Origin of the sequence: Pseudomonas sp. 10S4 (assembly GCF_034344865.1) — a bacterium.
Classification (GTDB): domain Bacteria; phylum Pseudomonadota; class Gammaproteobacteria; order Pseudomonadales; family Pseudomonadaceae; genus Aquipseudomonas.
The window spans coordinates 5,033,278-5,051,689 of sequence record NZ_CP133774.1 but is presented as its reverse complement, the minus strand read 5'-3'; the positions used below and the strand labels follow the sequence as shown (position 1 = coordinate 5,051,689).

The 18,412-nt window shown below is 59.1% G+C and carries 13 protein-coding genes and 5 pseudogenes; 14 read left to right on the top strand and 4 right to left on the bottom strand.

The genetic code is table 11. The features are described 5' to 3' along the window. Window positions 1-2: 2 nt before the first annotated feature. From uvrY to RHM58_RS23725, 3 genes are all read right to left on the bottom strand, one after another. Complete coding sequence (gene uvrY, locus RHM58_RS23735; RefSeq protein ID WP_082356623.1) at window positions 3-644, bottom strand: UvrY/SirA/GacA family response regulator transcription factor; 642 nt, start codon at window positions 642-644, stop codon at window positions 3-5. Between the two features lie 127 nt (window positions 645-771). Continuing rightward, window positions 772-1,215: a GNAT family N-acetyltransferase gene (locus RHM58_RS23730; protein WP_322268336.1), complete on the bottom strand. Its 444-nt coding sequence runs from the start codon at window positions 1,213-1,215 to the stop codon at window positions 772-774. Then, window positions 1,216-1,974: a carbon-nitrogen hydrolase family protein gene (locus RHM58_RS23725; protein ID WP_201256883.1), complete on the bottom strand. Its 759-nt coding sequence runs from the start codon at window positions 1,972-1,974 to the stop codon at window positions 1,216-1,218. A 160-nt stretch (window positions 1,975-2,134) separates the two neighbouring features. On the opposite strand from RHM58_RS23725, the gene RHM58_RS23720 reads away from it, so the two are divergent. Then, complete coding sequence (locus RHM58_RS23720) at window positions 2,135-2,263, top strand: hypothetical protein (RefSeq protein WP_277952909.1); 129 nt, start codon at window positions 2,135-2,137, stop codon at window positions 2,261-2,263. Between the two features lie 337 nt (window positions 2,264-2,600). Continuing rightward, a pseudogene (locus RHM58_RS23715) lies at window positions 2,601-3,690 on the top strand (3-deoxy-7-phosphoheptulonate synthase). 61 nt (window positions 3,691-3,751) lie between these two features. Here RHM58_RS23715 and RHM58_RS23710 read toward each other — a convergent pair. Next, window positions 3,752-4,804, bottom strand: a complete 1,053-nt coding sequence (locus RHM58_RS23710) for a hypothetical protein (RefSeq protein ID WP_322268335.1) — start codon at window positions 4,802-4,804, stop codon at window positions 3,752-3,754. A gap of 340 nt (window positions 4,805-5,144) precedes the next feature. Between RHM58_RS23710 and RHM58_RS23705 the strand changes: the two are divergent. The 12 genes and pseudogenes from RHM58_RS23705 to RHM58_RS23660 all read left to right on the top strand — a co-directional run bounded on the left by RHM58_RS23705 (window position 5,145) and on the right by RHM58_RS23660 (window position 18,309). Then, a pseudogene (locus RHM58_RS23705) lies at window positions 5,145-6,025 on the top strand (esterase/lipase family protein). A gap of 120 nt (window positions 6,026-6,145) precedes the next feature. Continuing rightward, window positions 6,146-6,427, top strand: a complete 282-nt coding sequence (locus RHM58_RS23700; protein ID WP_201204009.1) for a peptidylprolyl isomerase — start codon at window positions 6,146-6,148, stop codon at window positions 6,425-6,427. 136 nt (window positions 6,428-6,563) lie between these two features. Continuing rightward, window positions 6,564-8,432 (top strand): annotated as a pseudogene (locus RHM58_RS23695) (extracellular solute-binding protein). Then, on the top strand, window positions 8,432-9,493 hold the full coding sequence (locus tag RHM58_RS23690; protein ID WP_201204011.1) for a microcin C ABC transporter permease YejB: 1,062 nt from the start codon (window positions 8,432-8,434) through the stop codon (window positions 9,491-9,493). The pseudogene RHM58_RS23695 and the gene RHM58_RS23690 overlap by 1 nt, the downstream one beginning before the upstream one ends. Then, window positions 9,493-10,515 (top strand): ABC transporter permease, encoded by a 1,023-nt coding sequence (locus tag RHM58_RS23685; protein WP_322268334.1) that lies wholly within the window; start codon window positions 9,493-9,495, stop codon window positions 10,513-10,515. Before RHM58_RS23690 ends, RHM58_RS23685 begins: the two co-directional genes overlap by 1 nt. A 27-nt stretch (window positions 10,516-10,542) precedes the next feature. Next, window positions 10,543-12,121, top strand: a pseudogene (locus tag RHM58_RS23680) (ABC transporter ATP-binding protein). 168 nt (window positions 12,122-12,289) lie between these two features. Beyond that, window positions 12,290-13,206, top strand: a pseudogene (locus RHM58_RS34100) (sigma 54-interacting transcriptional regulator); the annotation flags it as partial. Beyond that, window positions 13,195-13,620 carry a hypothetical protein gene (locus tag RHM58_RS34095; protein ID WP_416195335.1) on the top strand — a complete coding sequence of 142 codons (426 nt, stop codon included), beginning with the start codon at window positions 13,195-13,197 and terminating at the stop codon, window positions 13,618-13,620. The pseudogene RHM58_RS34100 and the gene RHM58_RS34095, both read left to right, overlap by 12 nt. Then, window positions 13,605-13,703 carry a helix-turn-helix domain-containing protein gene (locus RHM58_RS34090; RefSeq protein WP_416195269.1) on the top strand — a complete coding sequence of 33 codons (99 nt, stop codon included), beginning with the start codon at window positions 13,605-13,607 and terminating at the stop codon, window positions 13,701-13,703. The genes RHM58_RS34095 and RHM58_RS34090 overlap by 16 nt, the downstream gene beginning before the upstream one ends. 300 nt (window positions 13,704-14,003) lie before the next feature. Continuing rightward, window positions 14,004-15,395, top strand: a complete 1,392-nt coding sequence (locus RHM58_RS23670) for a GntP family permease (protein WP_201204017.1) — start codon at window positions 14,004-14,006, stop codon at window positions 15,393-15,395. Window positions 15,396-15,402: 7 nt separating this feature from the next. Further along, entirely contained in the window at window positions 15,403-16,176 is a 774-nt protein-coding gene (locus RHM58_RS23665; RefSeq protein WP_201204019.1) for a 3-hydroxybutyrate dehydrogenase, read from the top strand. Window positions 16,177-16,353: 177 nt separating this feature from the next. Further along, window positions 16,354-18,309 (top strand): acetoacetate--CoA ligase, encoded by a 1,956-nt coding sequence (locus RHM58_RS23660; protein ID WP_322268333.1) that lies wholly within the window; start codon window positions 16,354-16,356, stop codon window positions 18,307-18,309. Window positions 18,310-18,412 lie beyond the last annotated feature (103 nt).

Genomic DNA, 18,412 nt, shown 5'->3' with positions numbered 1-18,412 from the left:
TTTCAGAGATTGGCATCAACCATGCCGTGACGAACCGCCAATAGCGTCAGTTCGACGTCGCTGCTGATCGAAAGCTTCTCGAAAATGCGGTAACGGTAGGTATTCACGGTTTTTGGCGAGAGGCAAAGTTTGTCGGAAATGATCTGAACCTTCTGACAGCCGACAATCATCAAGGCGATCTGGATCTCACGCTCTGACAATGCGTCGAACGGCGAATCGTTGGTCGGCTGGAACGATTTGATCGCCAATTGCTGGGCGATTTGCGGGCTGATGTAGCGTTGCCCGGCAAACACCAGCCGAATGGCCTGGACCATTTCCGGCAAACCTGCGCCCTTGGTCAGATAGCCCGCCGCACCGGCCTGCAACAACCGTGTAGGAAACGGATCTTCTTCACACACAGTGACCGCGACAACCTTGATGTCGGGATGACTGCGCAGCAATTTTCGCGTGGCTTCAAGACCGCCGATCCCGGGCATCTTGACGTCCATCAGAACCACATCGGGTTTCAACTCACGCGCCTTGAGCAGGGATTCCTCCCCTGACTCGGCCTGGCCGACTACTTGCAGGCCATCGATGTCAGCCAGCATTCGTGTAATGCCTGTACGAACGAGATCATGGTCATCGACTACTAGCACCCTAATCAAGCAGACACCTCGCGATATGGTCGTATTGGGTTGCCGAACACCTTAGCAAAAAGCAACTGGCAGACCTAGCGTCAAGCGACATATAAAAAGTTTCAATTCATCTTTGGGGGCTTGCCGTCTGTGCGTTTCAGCGACAAGGGACATCGACTTCGCGCTGCATTCTCAGGAAATACTCGTCCTCGCCGACCACCTCCAAGCCCTTTCGCTGATACAGCGACTGCGCCGGATTATTTTTGAAAACGGTCAGGCGTAACGCGGGCCTACGCTCTGCGCACGTCATGGTCCATACCTGATCGATCACCCAGGAACCTGCGCCCTGCCCCTGAAAGGCTTCAGCCAAGTGCAGTTCGCGGATGTATAGGGCCTTGGCATCACGACTCAGGCTGAAAAAGCCCACCGCAACGTCGTCCTGCACAATCAACCAGTTTTCCCGCCCCGCCCAGGCCACATCGAACGCCTCGTCGAGCCACAGCAGGTCGTGCTGAATGTAATAGCGCAACATGTTTTGACAGGTCAGGTCCCGAGCGAAGCCCAGATCCCGGGATGTCGCCGGGCGTAATTCGAAAACCATTCAACGCTCCGAAACGGTCACAATTTGCGCTTTCCAGCCATCGGCGTTGCGGCGGGCGATGACCATCAAGTTGCCCTTACCCGGCGCGATGCCAATCAGCGAACCGTCCGCCGCCCAAATGGCGCTGCGCCCGGCCGACTCCCAGCCACCCGTAGTCCCTCCATGGTTGGCCATCAGCACCACCATTGAATGTTTATTGGCATAGCCCTGAAGCAGCGTTGTATCCGCAGCGTAGCCTTTTTCAGTAATCAGCACGCCTGCAGCATAGATGTCCGCCCCCTGCTCTGCCGCCGCGGCCGCATGACTTGCATGAGAAAAATCGGCGCATACCGCCAGCGCGACAGTGTCAGCACCGACCCAGAGTGTCGAGCCGCCGGCCCCCGGCGCAAACGCGACCTCTTCGCCAGGGTGCAAATGCTGCTTGCTGTAAACCCCAAGCGAGCCATCCGCGCCCAGAACCAAAGCCCCGATCAAAACCGGCGAATCGTCTGACAGACGAATCGGCATCCCGACAACAGTCGTCACACCGATCTCCCGCGCGAAATCTCGCAACGACTGTAATATGCCGGCCTGCGGGGTAATGGCCAACTCTGCGGCCAGACCACGCTCATAACCGGTCAGCGATAACTCCGGAAAAACCAGCAGTTGCACACCTTGTTCCGCAGCTATCTGCATAAAGCGCCGGTGCCAGGCAATATTGGCGGCAAGGTCACCGGCGATGGAGATCGATTGAGCCGCAGCGATGGTCAGGGTTGTCATGACGCGTCCTTGTGACAGTGTGCTTTTGCGAAACACGAAGTGTGTCACAACCCTACAGGCACTCAAGCGATAGAAAGCACCGTCAGTACTCGATAGCATTTTCTGATTGAATCCGCCTACCGCCCTCGAGTAAGCTCGGCGCATTCATCGGAGACAGACCATGTTCAACGCCCTCTCACAGCTTCGTACCGTCAGCGCCCTGCGCTCGGTGGCGGCTGCCCGGGTGAATGACGTTTGTGCTCCGGCAAGCTTTTATTTTGGGTATTGGTTTAGCCACTGGCGCGCCTGATACCCACACGGCGCCCACTTTAAACGGGTCGCCACCAGAGAATTCTCAACCCCCGGTCGGCTTCCCGACCGGGGGTTTTGTTTTTTCAGCCCCTGCACATTTTTAGCGACACACCAAACATCTGAGGATTTAGAAAATGAACTACGCCACTTATTACCGTTACGACAGTTTTACCGCCTGGCGATTTACCAGCCTCCGCTCGGGACAGCCTGCCGCCTCCGATCGGTCACCCACAGGTGGCAAGCACACACACGCAGCCAATCCGGCCAATTGTCGAACACCCCAGTAGGGCCGAGCACGCGGGAACGAACCCGCTGCCAGCCCAGGAAGCCTGAATATGAACTCGTCCGCCTCTGCTCTGCCACTGTCCACCCTGAGCCCTGCCAATGAAGCGCTGACTCTGCGTCTGCCCAGCTCATTGCAACTCAAACAGCAATTGCCACTCAGCAACGCCCTGACCCGGCAAGTCGCCGCCCACCGCGATGCGGTCCGCGCGATCCTCAACGGTGAAGATTCCCGTCTGCTGGTCATCGTCGGCCCCTGCTCTATTCACGACCCACAATCAGCCCTCGAATACGCCGCGAACCTTGCGCGCCTGGCCGCCGATGTCAGTGATGAAATGCTCCTGGTGATGCGTGCCTACGTCGAAAAGCCTCGCACCACGGTTGGCTGGAAAGGCCTGGCCTACGATCCGCGCCTTGATGGCAGCGACGACATGGCCGGTGGCCTGACCCTGTCTCGCGAGCTGATGCGAGAAATGCTTCGTCTCGGTTTGCCAATTGCCACCGAACTGTTGCAACCGATGGCCGCCGGCTACTTCGACGACTTGCTCAGTTGGGTCGCCATTGGTGCACGTACCACCGAATCGCAGATCCACCGGGAAATGGCCAGCGGCCTGAACATGCCAGTGGGTCTTCAAGAACGGCACCGATGGCGGTGTCACGGTTGCCAGCGATGCGATGCGCTCGGCAGCTCACCCCCATCGACATTTCGGGGTCGATAGCCAGGGGCATCCTGCAATCATTCAAACCCCAGGCAATCCTGATACCCACCTGGTATTGCGCGGCGGGCATCGCGGACCTAACTACGACCGTGACAGCGTCGCCCGGATTAACCACGACCTGACCAAACTGAAGATCCCGGCACGGATCATGGTCGATTGCAGTCATGCCAACAGCGGCAAAGATCCATTGCGCCAGCCAGCAGTATTCAACGACGTGCTCGAACAGCGACTGCAAGGTGATCGCACACTGATCGGCATGATGATTGAAAGTCACCTGTTCGAAGGCTGCCAACCGTTGGGTTCATCCTTGCAGTACGGTGTATCTGTAACGGATGGCTGCCTCGGCTGGACCGGGACGGAACAGTTGCTGCGCCAAGCCGCCGACCGGCTTCGGACACAGCACCGCACACGACAACCAGTATGACCAACGGCTTCTTCCAGTCTTCAAGCGAAGACTGGAGAGCCGCGCAGTCTCCCGAAACGACTTAGCCCTGCACCTGCACCAGGGCCACGTCTGATAGCTGGCTCACATCGTCGAGCCGTTCGACCGCATAACCAACGCGGATCGTCGAGCCCTGATGTTCTCTCCAGAACCGGTAAGGAACAATGAACACCAGTGGTTCACCGGCCATTTCCCGGGAAATCTCACGTTCGTCCCGGTGACTGAAGTTGACGCCATCGCACTTCAGATAGACCAGCTCACCCTCCTCTGTCCGGGCGTCGTCAATCACGATGGTGACACCGTCGATCGAATCCTGCAGATCCAGCCAGCCCTCTTCGGCTTCCAATACGATGGGAGCCGACAGAGGCGCTCGTTCCAGCGGGCCGATGGACAACTGCATCAATTGCGAATAAAGCGGCGCCTGCCCATGCTGTTCAATGCAATAAATGATCTTCACCGACGATCCGAGAGCCGGCGCAATGAACTCGGGATTCACCCAGAACGAAAGTTCGTGCCCCACCGCAAAGGATTCGATATTCAGCCGGTCGCTGAAGCTCGTTTGTGGTGTAGTGCCTTCCCAGGACAGCACGACCCGATCGCCCGCCGCCATCCGCGCATAAGGTCGAATCGTTACGCGTGTCCCTTCATCCGCTCTATTCGGGTCGAGCGTCCCGCCCACAGCGTCATTAGCGACTACCGGCAATAACTCGTATCGGACATCACCGACATTCAACTGCAACTGCGGTGACTGCACCGGCGTGGGCAAGGAACGGCTACTGAGCGTGTAAAAGACTTCCAGTGAACCGCCATCCAGTGCGCCGATGTGTTCGCCGCCGACGATGAAGACGACATCTTTGCCGACCTGCGTTTGACTGACATAACGCGTAGCTTCATGCCGATAGGCCTGCCCCTCGGCGTCGAGACCAGACCAATGCAATACCAGCCTGTCTCCGTTGGCCATGCCTGCATAAGGCATGACCTTCACGACCGCTTTTTTACAGGCTGGGTCGAGAACTCCGTTATCCGCCTGCGCCAACAGCGGTGCCAGCATCAAAGACTTTGTACAGGTGTCTGCAGCTACTTCATGTGAGGTCATTCATACACTCCAGTCCGTGGAAATAAACGCCGTCCCGCAGGTCGACGTCGAGCGAAGCCTATTTAAGCCCATCGCCGAGCGAGGCGATGTCAGGTGATCGCGTCACATGGTCGGGAAAAATGCTGATCTCTAAGTAGGCCATTGGTGAGAATCAGTCCTGACTGCACAAAAAGATGTCGAAATGTTCCGATCCAGGCTTCGTACAGTTCCGAAATTTCGTACTTTTCCTATGCCGCTTTCCTCCGACTACAGCGGCTTTTTCATACATCGCCAGGCCACGGGAGTGTTTTAGAGTGGGCGCTATTGCACATCCACAAACTTCTGCGAAAAAGGCACTAACATGCAACGGAATGCGACAACTCAACACCCAATCCTGCTGGTACATGGACTCTTCGGCTTCGACCGCATTGGCAAGTTTGAACTGTTCCATGACGTCAAACGCGCCCTTCGAAGCCATGGCGCCAGAGTCTTCGTTCCCCACCTCTCAGCCACCCACAGCAACGAAGTACGCGGCGAACAGCTTTTGGCACAGATCGAACGGGTCCTGGAGGGAACCGATGCGAGCCAGGTCAACCTGATCGGGCACAGCCAGGGCGCATTGGCTGCGCGTTACGCGGCCGCAGTTGCGCCAGAGTTGGTGGCGTCGGTGACGTCTGTCAGCGGCCCTAACCATGGCTCGGAGTTGGCGGATTTCTTGCGCAAAGCCCTCACCCCCGCGCGTTTGCCCGAGCATGTGGCAAGAAAGGTCGCGACCTTGTTTGCTGACTTCCTGTCGTTGCTAAGCGGTAACCACCAGTTGCCGCAAAACGCGATTGCCGCGCTTAACGCGCTGACCACCGAAGGCGTCGGCGCATTCAACGACAAATACCCTCAAGGCTTGCCAAAAACCTGGGGGGCAAGGGCCGCGAACTGGTCAATGGCGTGCGGTACTACTCCTGGAGCGGCATCCTGCAAGGGAACATCCTTGATGAAGGACTTGGCGCTCTCGATCCGGCACACGCCTTTTGCCGGGCTTTTTCCGAGTATTTCATCACCGAGGCCGGGCAAAACGACGGGTTGGTTGGTCGCTTCAGTTCCCACCTGGGCAAGGTGATCCGCTCCGACTATCCAATGGATCACATGGATAGCCTGCGCCAGACCGCCGGTCGAATCTGCAAAGGCGTCGACCCGATCGAGTTGTACGTGCTGCACGCCGAGCGCTTGAGAAATGCCGGCCTCTAATCCCTTTCTGTATATAGATGCACTACCGCTCGCCCGCCTGCGATGGAACTTTGAGAAGAAATAGGCTACTGAATCCGGTAGGCTCAGCACTTTACTGAACATTGAATGGAGAATTTTCCCATGGCTAAAGCCACTGCCCGTCACATCCTTGTTGCCAGCGAAGCCAAGTGCAGCGAACTCAAGGCCCAAATCGAAGGCGGCGCTGATTTCGCCGAAGTTGCCAAGGCTAACTCTACTTGCCCGTCCAGCCGTCAGGGCGGAGACCTGGGTTCGTTCGGTCCAGGCCAGATGGTCAAGGAATTCGACACCGTGGTCTTCAGCGCACCGATCAACGTGGTGCAAGGCCCGGTTAAAACCCAGTTTGGTTATCACCTGCTGGAAGTGACCAGCCGTCAGGACTGATCTGAAACCTGAGTTTTCTGCATAACGGCCCGCCATTTGGTGGGCCGTTGTGTTTTGGTTACGTGATTCGGCTGGCGAGTGACGCGCCGCTAGCGTACAAATTGTGGTTATCGATTACCCGGCTCTAAGGCTGACAATGCGACTGGTTTTCCCCACTTTGATATTCACTGCCGTGGCACTGCTGTTGAATGCCGCTGGTGTGAATGCTGCACCGCAACACGCGTTGACCGTGTACGGCGAACCGGCGAAATATCCCACTGGTTTCAGTCATTTCGCCTACACCAACCCGCAAGCCCCCAAGGGTGGCACGATGCGGCGCTCGGCCATTGAAATCGGTCATTTCGACCATGTCCTGCCCTACATCGATCAAGGGCATCGGCGTGACCCAGATCGATGGCCTGCTCTATTCTCCCCTGGCTCAGCGCTCGCTCGATGAACCCTATACCGTGTATGGCCTGGTAGCACAGAAAATGGAGCGCGCCGAGGACGGGTTGTCCCTGCGTTTCTACCTGAACCCCAAGGCCCGTTTCGCCGATGGCACGCCAATCACCGCAGAGGACGTGCGCTACACCTTCGACTTGCTGATGACCCAAGGCAGCCTGCGCTATCGCACCCAGTTCGCCGACGTCAAAGGCGTCGAAGTCGAGTCGCCATCAACCGTTCGGTTCGACTTCAAGAGCAACGAGAACCGTACCCTGCCCCTGGACATCGCGACGCTGCCGGTTTTTCCCGAGCACTGGTGGAAAACCCGCGACTTCGCCAGCGGCGGTGGTTACGAGCCACCACTTGGCAGCGGCCCGTATCGAGTGAGCAAAGTCGATGCCGGACGCAGCATCACGTTTGAGCGCAACGCCGACTGGTGGGGCAAGGACCTGCCGGTCAGCCGGGGCTTATATAACTTCGATCATTTTAGCCTCGAGTACTTTGGCGATACCGACGTCGCCCGCCAGGTGTTGCGCGGTGGTGCCTACGACTACAACCGCGAGTTCTCCGCCACCGGTTACTCCATCGGTTACGAAAGCCCGGCCCTGAGCGACGGTCGCCTGCAAAAGGCTCACTTGGCCACCGAAGCCCCGCAAACTGCCCAAGGCTTCGTCTTCAACCTGCAAAACCCGATGTTCCAGGATCGCCGTGTCCGCCAGGCCCTGGCCATGCTCTGGGATTTCGAATGGAGCAACCGGCAGATGATGCGCGACCTGTACATCCGCCAGCAGAGCTTCTTTTCCAATACCGACCTCGCCGCGCGCAAGCTTCCGGATGCAGCTGAACTGGCAATCCTCGAACCGTTGCGCGGGCAGATTCCCGACGAAGTCTTCACCCAGGTCTTCGAAGCACCGAAGACTGACGGCAGCGGCAATATCCGCGACAAACAATTGCAGGCCCTGGACTTGCTTGAACAGGCCGGCTGGAAACCCGACGGCGATCAACTAGTGAATGCCCAGGGCGAGCCGCTGAGCTTTACCTTCCTCACCAGCCAGAACGGCATCGACCGATTGCTGTTGCCGTACAAGCGCACGCTGAAACAGATCGGCATCGACCTCAACATTCGGCGCATCGACTCGTCCCAGTACGTCAACCGCCTGATGTCCAGAGACTACGACATGGTCATCACCGGTTACCCGGTGACCACCTCCCCGGTAGCGAACTGGTCAACTACTTCGGTTCGTCCGCGGCCAACGATCCCGGCGCCAACAACTACATGGTGCTGAAGAACCCGGCGGTCGATACGCTGGTCAGCGGCCTGGTCCGCGCCACCACCCAGGCCGACATGCTGCGCTACGCCCATGCCCTGGACCGGGTACTGCAATGGAACTACTACTGGATTCCCAACTATTACCCACCCGGCAGTTCGACCGTGTGGTGGAATCGCTTCGGCATTCCCAGCGTGCAAGCGAGCAATGACGAAGCCATCGAGAGCTGGTGGGAAGTGAGTTCCACCCCGCTGACCAACGAACAGATGACCGCCGAACTGATCAAGCGCGGCAAATCCGGAGGGCCGCGCTGATGTGGGCTTACATACTGCGGCGCCTGCTGCTGATTATTCCGACGCTGGTCATCATTCTTCTGGTCAACTTCGTCATCGTCCAGGCCGCCCCCGGTGGCCCGGTGGAACAGGCGATCGCGCACTTGCAAGGCATCGGCGGCGCCGGTATCGGCGCAGGTTCCGGCGAGACCTTGCACGGCAGTTCCCGAGCCAGCCGAGGCCTCGATCCGCAACTGATCAAAGAGATCGAAAAACAGTACGGTTTCGACAAACCGGCACCGGAACGCTTGTGGTTGATGCTTAAAAGCTACGCGCGGCTGGACTTTGGCAAGAGCTTCTTCCGCGGCGCCACGGTTACCGACCTGATTCTGGAAAAAATGCCGGTGACCATTTCCCTCGGGCTCTGGGCCACGCTGATTACCTACCTGGTATCGATTCCACTGGGGATTCGCAAAGCTGTGCATCACGGCAGCCATTTCGATATCTGGAGCAGCACCGCGATCATCATCGGCTACGCCATGCCGGCGTTCCTGTTTGCCATGTTCCTGATCGTGGTGTTTGCTGGCGGCACATCGCTGAACTGGTTCCCGGTGCGAGGGCTGGTCTCGGACAACTTCGAGTCGCTGTCGACCGTGGGCAAAATCGCCGATTACTTCTGGCACCTGGTATTGCCGGTTACGGCGCTGGTGATTGGCGGGTTCGCCACCCTGACCATCCTGACCAAAAACTCCTTTCTCAATGAAATTACCCGCCAGTACGTGGTCACCGCCCGAGCCAAAGGCTTGAGCGAACGCCGGGTGCTGTACGGCCATGTGTTTCGCAACGCGATGTTGCTGGTGGTGTCGGGGATTCCCCAGGCGTTTATCAGCGTGTTCTTTGCCGGCTCGTTGCTGATCGAGGTGATTTTCTCCCTCGATGGACTCGGCCGCATGAGCTATGAAGCAGCTGTGTCACGGGACTACCCGGTGGTGTTTGGTTCGTTGTTCATCTTCACGTTGTTCGGCCTGCTGATAAAACTGGTCGGCGACCTCTGCTACACCCTGGTCGATCCGCGCATCGACTTCGCCGCGAGGAATGCCTGATGTTCAAGCTCTCGCCGCTGGGCCGGCGCCGTTTTGAACGGTTCAAGAAAAACCGCCGTGGCTGGTGGTCGCTGTGGCTGTTTATCGGGTTGTTTCTGCTGACCCTCGGCGGCGAGATGATCGCCAACGACAAGCCGCTGATCGTCAGTTACCAGGGCTCGTTGTACTTCCCCGCATTCAAGCGCTACACCGAGCAGGAGTTCGGCGGGCAACTGCCGTTCCAGGCCGACTACCGCAGTGATTACGTACAGAAGCTGATCCAGAAGGACGGCGGCTGGCTGCTGTTCCCGCCGATCCCGTTCAGTGACGACACACCTAACTACGACCTGAATAAACCCGCGCCGAGCCCGCCGACGAAGGTCAACTGGCTGGGCACCGACGACCAGGCGCGGGATGTGCTGGCCCGAGTGATTTTCGGCGCGCGGGTGTCCATTCTGTTTGCCTTGATGCTGACATTTGTCAGTGCGTTGATCGGCATTGCCGCCGGTGCGCTGCAAGGCTATTACGGCGGCTGGCTCGATCTGCTGGGCCAGCGCTTACTGGAAGTCTGGTCCGGGCTGCCGGTGCTTTATCTTCTGATCATTCTGTCGGGGTTCGTCGAACCGAATTTCTGGTGGCTGCTGGGGATCATGGCGCTATTTTCCTGGCTGGCCCTGGTGGACGTGGTACGCGCCGAATTTCTGCGCGGACGCAACCTGGAATACGTCAAAGCTGCCCGGGCCCTGGGCCTGAGCGATCGCAAAGTGATCGTCCGGCACATATTGCCGAACGCCATGAACGCAACGCTGAGCTACTTGCCGTTCATCCTCACCGGTGCGATTTCGACCCTGACGGCCCTGGATTTTCTCGGCTTCGGCATGCCCGCAGGCAGCGCTTCATTGGGCGAACTGATCGGCCAGGGCAAGCAGAACCTGCAAGCGCCGTGGCTGGGCCTGACGGCGTTTTTCACCCTGGCGCTGATTCTTTCTTTGCTGGTGTTCATCGGCGAGGCATTGCGTGATGCCTTCGACCCAAGATCCTGATCCACGACTATGAGCCGGGCGATTGATATGAGTGACAACCTGATCGAAATCCGTGATCTCAGCGTGGCCTTCAGTGGCCAGACCGTGGTGCGCAACCTGTGCCTGGACATCCGCCCCGGCGAGACCGTCTGGCGCTCGTCGGCGAGTCCGGGTTCGGGCAAATCGGTGACGGCCCATTCGATCCTGCAACTGCTGCCGGAACTGGGCACCGAAACCACGGGCAGCATTCGTTATCGCGGCCAGGAACTGGTCGGTGCCGATGCCAAGGTCTTGCGTCAGTTACGCGGCAACCGGATCGCGATGATCTTTCAGGAACCGATGACCTCCCTGAACCCGCTGCACAGCATCGAAAAGCAGATCGGCGAAACCTTGCTGGTGCACAAAGGCTTGGCCGGCAAAGTGGCGCAAGCGCGAATTCTTGAACTGCTGGAACTGGTCGGCATCCAGAAACCCAAGGAGCGGCTCAAGGCCTACCCCCATCAACTGTCCGGCGGCATGCGCCAGCGCGTGCTGATCGGGATCGGCCTCTCGGCCCGTCCGAAGCTGCTGATCGCCGACGAGCCGACCACGGCGCTCGACGTCACCGTGCAGCGGCAAGATTCTGCTGCTGCTCAAATCCCTGCAACAGCGGCTCGGCATGTCGCTGCTACTGATCAGTCATGACCTCAATCTGGTACGCAGCATCGCCCAGCGCGTGTGCGTGATGAAGGCCGGGGAAATCGTCGAACAGGCCTCTTGCGAAACGCTGTTCACCGAACCGAAGCACCCTTACAGCTGCGTGCTGCTCAATGCTGAACCGGAAGGCGAAGCCTTGCCCCGGGACGAGCGCGAGAAAGTGCTTGAGGTTGTAAACCTGCAAGTACGATTCGCCATTGGCGGCGGTCTGTTCCAACGCAAGACCTATTTACACGCGGTGGATGGCATCAGCCTGAATGTCCAACGCGGCAAGACCTTGGGCATCGTTGGCGAGTCCGGCTCGGGCAAGTCCACCCTCGGCCAGGCGATCCTGCGCTTGCTCGACTCCGAAGGCAGTATTCGTTTTCAAGGCCAGGCACTGGACGGTCTCACGCAAAAGCAACTGCGGCCGTGGCGCAAGAAGATGCAGGTGGTGTTTCAGGACCCCTTCGGCAGCTTGAGCCCTCGGATGTCCGTGGCGCAGATCATCAGCGAAGGGCTGGAGGTGCATAGCCAACTGACCGCTGAAGAATGCAAAGCCGAAGTGATTCGAGCGCTGGAAGAAGTCGGCCTCGACCCGCAAAGCCGTCACCGCTATCCCCACGAGTTCTCCGGTGGCCAACGGCAACGCATCGCCATCGCCCGGGCGCTGGTGCTCAAGCCGGCGCTGATCCTGCTGGATGAACCGACCTCGGCCCTGGACCGTACCGTGCAAAAGCAAGTGGTCGCCCTGCTCCGCGACCTCCAGGAAAAGCATGGCCTGACGTACCTGTTTATCAGCCATGATCTGGCGGTGGTGCGAGCGCTGGCCCACGACATGATCGTGATCAAGGATGGCAAAGTGGTGGAAAGCGGGGCCAGCCACGACGTGTTCGATTCGCCGCAGCATCCGTATACCAAAGAGCTGTTGGCGGCGGCGCATCAGGGTTAGGCATAATCCTTTGCATGCCGATCAACCGAGCCGCCCCCATCGAGAGCAAGCTCGGTTCCCACAGGTGCGCGGTGTAACCACCATTTATGTGAGCACTGCAAAACCTGTGGGAGCCGAGCTTGCTCGCGATGGCGTCCGCACAAGCAATACACAACCAGGGTTCTCCAAATGAACACCACCGAAAGCCTCAAGGACTACCAGCGCGTTCGCATGCTGGCGATCCGTTCGTTGTTCGAGATCATCGAGCAATCGAGCGAAGGCACGGTGATTGTCGACCGCGACGCCAATATCGTCTGGATGAACGAACGCTACGCCCGGCGCTTCGGCCTGGCATCGGCAGAAGTCGCGATCGGCAAAGCCTGCGAAAGCGTGATCCCCGGCAGTCTGCTGCGCGAGGTGGTGCGCACTGGCCGGCCGATCCTGCTGGACATGCAGGACACCCCCAAAGAACCTCTGGTGGTGATGCGCCTACCGATTCATGACGATGCCGGCGCGGTGATCGGTGCCATCGGCTTCGCCTTGTTCGACGAATTGCGCAGCCTGTCGCCGATGCTTAAGCGCTACCTGAGCATGCAGGAAGAACTGGCCTCCACCCGTTCGCTGCTGCGCGCGCGGCAAGCCAAGTACAACTTTGCTCATTTCATCGGCACCAGCGCCGCCAGCCTGGAAGTTAAACGCCGGGCCCGGCGCAGTGCCAGCGCCGAGTCGCCGGTGTTGCTGCTCGGTGAAACCGGCACCGGCAAAGAGCTGCTGGCCCAGGCGATCCATGGCGCTTCGCCACGGGCGCACAAGGCGTTTGTCAGCATCAACAGCGCGGCGATTCCCGAATCATTGCTGGAGGCGGAGTTCTTCGGCACCGCCCCCGGCGCGTTTACCGGCGCGGACCGCAAAGGCCGGATCGGCAAATTGCAGATCGCCCAGGGCGGCACGTTGTTTCTTGATGAGATCGGCGACATGCCGCTGCCCCTGCAAAGCAAGTTGCTGCGGGTGTTGCAGGAAAAGAATTCGAGCCGGTGGGCTCCAACGAAGTGATCCAGAGTGATGTGCGGGTGATTGCCGCGACCTCAACGGACCTGGAAGCGGCGATCAAACGCGGCGAATTTCGCGCCGATTTGTACTACCGCCTCAACGTGCTGCCGATCCACGTTCCGCCGCTACGCGACCGGCTCGACGATATTCCGGCCTTGAGCGAAGCGATCCTTGAAGAACTGCGCAGTCAGCATGAGCTGAACCGCGAAGCGCAGGAGTTGCTGGGTCAACATGCCTGGCCGGGGAACATTCGCGAGTTGCGCAACGTGCTGGAACGCGCAGCGCTGCTTAGTGATGACTTGATGCTGAATGCGGCGGATATCCGGGCGGCGATTGGTACGTTTACGCCGGTTGAGCGTGTAATACCGTTGTCAGTCGAGACCGCGGGCCATGAGACGTTCAGTGAGGCTCGGGAACGATTTGATCGGCAATTGATTGAAGCCACCCTGGCGCAATGCGGGGGAAGGTGATTGAAGCGGCGGTGCGGCTGCGGCTTGGGCGGTCGACGTTGTACAAGAAGATGGTGGCGTTGGGGATTGCCGAGTCTCAATAAAGAGACAGACATCTCTATTGGTAGATGAGGCCTCTTCGCGGGCGAGCCTCGCTCCTACAGGTGCAAGGTGTACGCACCATCCGTGAATAGCGCCTCCCCCTGTAGGAGCGAGGCTTGCCCGCGAAGGCGTCCGCCAGATCACTAAAAATCTCAAAACAGAGACAAAAATCAGCAAAGTCGTTTCAAAAAACAACAATATCCTTATATTTCAACAAGTTAATGATATGGCACGATTCCCGCTAAAGCCCTCTCCCACAAAAGATCCACCCTACAAAAATAACAATTCCAGGAGACACACCCATGAGTGTGATCATTGCCTTGGCAGCCCTCGCGCTGCTGATGCTGGCTGCTTACCGTGGCTACAGCGTTATCCTCTTTGCCCCGATTGCCGCCCTCGGCGCTGTCCTGCTCACCGATCCTTCCGCCGTCGCCCCTGCGTTCACCGGGGTGTTCATGGAGAAAATGGTCGGCTTCATCAAACTGTATTTCCCGGTGTTCCTGCTCGGTGCGGTGTTCGGCAAGCTGATTGAGCTGTCGGGTTTCTCGCGCTCAATCGTCGCAGCGGCCATTCGCTTGCTCGGCACCCGCCAGGCCATGCTGGTGATCGTGTTGGTCTGCGCCCTGCTGACTTACGGTGGCGTGTCGCTGTTCGTGGTGGTGTTCGCGGTTTATCCGTTTGCGGCCGAGATGTTCCGCCAGAGCGACATCCCCAAGCGGCTGATCCCGGCAACCATCGCCCTCGGCGCGTTCTCCTTCACCATGGACGCCCTGCCCGGCACCCCGCAAATTCAGAACATCATCCCCAGCACCTTCTTCAACACCACCGCCTGGGCCGCGCCGTGGCTGGGGCTGATCGGGACGATTTTCGTGTTCTGCACCGGCATGCTGTTCCTCCAGCGCCAACGCAACAAAGCCCAACGGGCCGGCGAAGGCTACGGCACCGAACTGCGCAACGAGCCGGAAACTGCTACAGATATCAAGCTGCCGAACCCTTGGATCGCCCTGTCGCCGCTGTTGATGGTCGGGGTCATGAACTTGCTGTTCACCCACTGGATTCCGCTGTGGTATGGCAAAACCCATACACTCGCGCTGCCGGGCATGGCTACGCCGGTGACCACCGAAATTGCCAAGCTCACAGCGATCTGGGCCGTTCAAGCAGCGTTATTGATCGGCATCATCATGGTGCTGGCGTTCGGCTTCCAGGCGATTCGCAGCAAGTTGGCCGAAGGCAGTAAAAGTGCGGTCAGCGGTGCATTGCTGGCGGCGATGAACACCGCTTCGGAATACGGCTTTGGCGCAGTGATCGCCTCGCTGCCGGGTTTCCTGGTACTGGCCGACTGGCTGAAAAGCATCCCCAATCCGCTGGTCAACGAAGCCATTACCGTGACCTTGCTGGCCGGCATCACCGGGTCCGCATCGGGCGGCATGAGCATCGCCTTGGCGGCGATGTCGGAGCAATTCATCAGCGCCGCCCACGCGGCCAATATTCCGCTGGAAGTGCTGCACCGGGTCGCCGCGATGGCGAGTGGCGGCATGGACACCCTGCCGCACAACGGCGCGGTGATTACCTTGCTGGCGGTGACCGGCCTGACGCACCGCGAAGCCTACAAAGACATTTTCTGTATTACGATCATCAAGACCCTGGCGGTTTTCGTGGTCATCGGTACTTTCTACGCCACTGGCATTGTGTGAGGCATTCATGACGAATCTTACTGGCAAGACCGCACTGGTCACCGGCTCCACTAGCGGCATCGGCCTGGGCATCGCCCTCAGCCTCGCCAAGGCTGGCGCCAACGTGGTCCTCAACGGTTTCGGCGACGCATCCAAGGTGATTGCCGAAGTGCAACAGTTTGGCGGCAAGGTCGGGCATCACCCGGCCGACGTCAGCAACCCGGAGCAAATCGCCGAGATGATTGCCTACGCAGAACGTACGTTCGGTGGCATCGACATTCTGGTGAACAACGCCGGTATCCAGCATGTGGCGGCGGTGGAAGACTTCCCCGTAGAGCGCTGGGATTCGATCATCGCGATCAACCTGTCGGCGGTGTTCCACAGCACGCGCCTTTGCCTGCCGCGTATGCGCGCCAAAAATTGGGGGCGAATCATCAACATTGCCTCGGTTCACGGTCAGGTCGGGTCGGTGGGCAAAGCGGCGTATGTCGCAGCCAAGCATGGGGTGATCGGGTTGACCAAGGTCGTTGGCCTTGAAACCGCGACGACCCAAGTGACCTGCAACGCTATCTGCCCAGGCTGGGTGCTGACGCCGCTGGTGCAGAAACAGATCGACGATCGCGCCGCCACCGGGATCGACCCGCAGCAAGCGCAGCACGATTTGCTGGCCGAGAAGCAGCCTTCGCTTGAGTTCGTGACGCCGCCGCAACTGGGCGAACTGGTGCTGTTTTTGTGCAGCGAGGCCGGCAGTCAGGTGCGCGGTGCGGCGTGGAATATTGATGGTGGGTGGTTGGCGCAGTGATTAGCCGCTAGCCCCCTGTGGCGAGGGGCTGCCCCAGATCGGCTGCGAAGCAGTCGTAAATCCAGGCGAATCGGTTGAATGAGGGAATGCAGGGGGTCGCTTCGCAACCCGACGGGAGCAAGCTCCCTCGCCACAAAAACCAAATGCGCGTGCAATAAGAAAAATAAGGGGACACTGATGTCAGACGTTTTATGGCAACCCAGCGCCGAGCGCATCGGCAAGACCCGCATTGAGGCCTTTCGGCACTTTATCAATCAGCGGCATCACCTCAAGATCGACGACTACCCTGCCCTGCACCAATGGTCCATCGATCAGCGGGAGACGTTCTGGCAGGCAATCGTCGATTTCTTCGAGATCCGTTTTCACGAACAACCCGACGTGGTGCTGCGTGAAGGCCCGCTCATGCCTAGCGCCGAGTGGTTCCCCGGCGCGACCCTGAACTTCGCCGAACATTTGCTGCGGCGTCGTGACGACGCCGTGGCGGTAGTCGCCGTGGCTGAGAACGGTCAGCGCGAACAATTGACCTGGGCCGAACTGGCCAGCCATGTCGCCGGTTTCCAGAACAGTTTGAAAGCCGCTGGTGTCGGCCAAGGCGACCGGGTCGCAGCGTGCATGCCCAACACCTGGCAAACCCTGGTCGCGATGCTCGCCACCACCAGCCTCGGGGCGATCTGGTCCTGTTCTTCGCCGGACTTCGGCACCCAAGGGGTGATCGACCGTTTCGGCCAGATCGAGCCAAAGGTACTGCTCACCTGCGCCGGTTATCGCTATGCCGGCAAAGAGATCGACCAACACGCCAAGGTCAACGAAATCCTCGAACGGCTGCCAACCTTGCATCAGTTGATCGTCGTGCCTTACGCACTGCCACAGGCGCACATCGAACATTTCCACACTCAGGCCAACGTGTCGCTTTGGGAGGACTTTTACGACATTGGCGGCGACCCGGATTTCGTTCCAGTGCCGTTCGCCCATCCGCTGTACATCCTCTATTCCAGCGGCACCACCGGCGTGCCGAAGTGCATCATCCACAGCACCGGCGGCGTGCTGCTGCAACACGTCAAGGAACACGGCTTGCATTGCGATCTCGGCCCCGGCAGCCGTTTGTTCTACTACACCACCTGCGGCTGGATGATGTGGAACTGGCTGGTCTCGGCCTTGGCGGTCGGCAGCGCCATCGTGTTGTACGACGGCTCACCGTTTCATCCAGGCCCTGAACGTTTGATCGACCTGATCGACGACGAGCGCATCAACGTCTTCGGCACCAGCCCCAAGTTCCTTGCGACCCTGGAAAGCAGCGGCCTGAAACCTCGACTGAGCCACGACCTGAGCAGCCTGAAAACCCTGCTCTGCACCGGTTCGGCGTTGTCACCGCAGAGTTACGATTTCGTCTATCGCGACTTCAAATCTGACGTGTGCCTGGCCTCGATGTCCGGCGGCACCGATATCGTTTCGTGCTTCGTCAACGGCAACCCGATGTCCGCGGTGCGGCGTAGCGAGATGATGGGCAAGAGCCTGGGCATGGCGGTCGAGGTCTGGAACGACGCCGGTCAAGCGGTGATCGGCGAAAAAGGTGAGCTGGTGTGCACCCAGCACTTTCCGGCGATGCCGATTGGCTTATGGAACGACCCGACTGGGGAAAAACTTCGCGCCTCGTATTTCAGCCAGTTCCCCGGCGTCTGGGCTCAGGGCGACTACGCAGAACAACTGCCCCACGGCGCAATGATGATTCACGGGCGTTCCGACGCCGTACTCAACCCCGGTGGCGTGCGCATTGGCACGGCGGAAATTTACCGGCAGGTGGAGAAAGTACCGCAGGTGCTGGACAGCGTGGCCATCGGTCAGCAGTGGCAGGATGACGTGCGGGTGGTGCTGTTCGTGCGGTTGAAAGACGGCATCGTTCTTGATGAATCACTGCAGCAGCAGATTCGCCAAGTGATCCGCGCCAACACCACGCCTCGGCATGTGCCGGCCAAGATCCTGGCGGTGACGGACATTCCTCGCACCATCAGCGGCAAGGTGGTGGAGTTGGCGGTAAGGAATGTGGTGCATGGGCAACCGGTGAAAAACACCGATGCCCTGGCCAATCCCGAGGCGCTGGAACAATTTCGCAATCGCCCAGAGCTCACGGACTAGAACGCAAATCTATTGTGGGAGCGAGCTTGCTCGCGATAGCGGACTGTCAGTCGACATTTATGCTGAACGACATGACGCTATCGCGAGCAAGCTCGCTCCCACA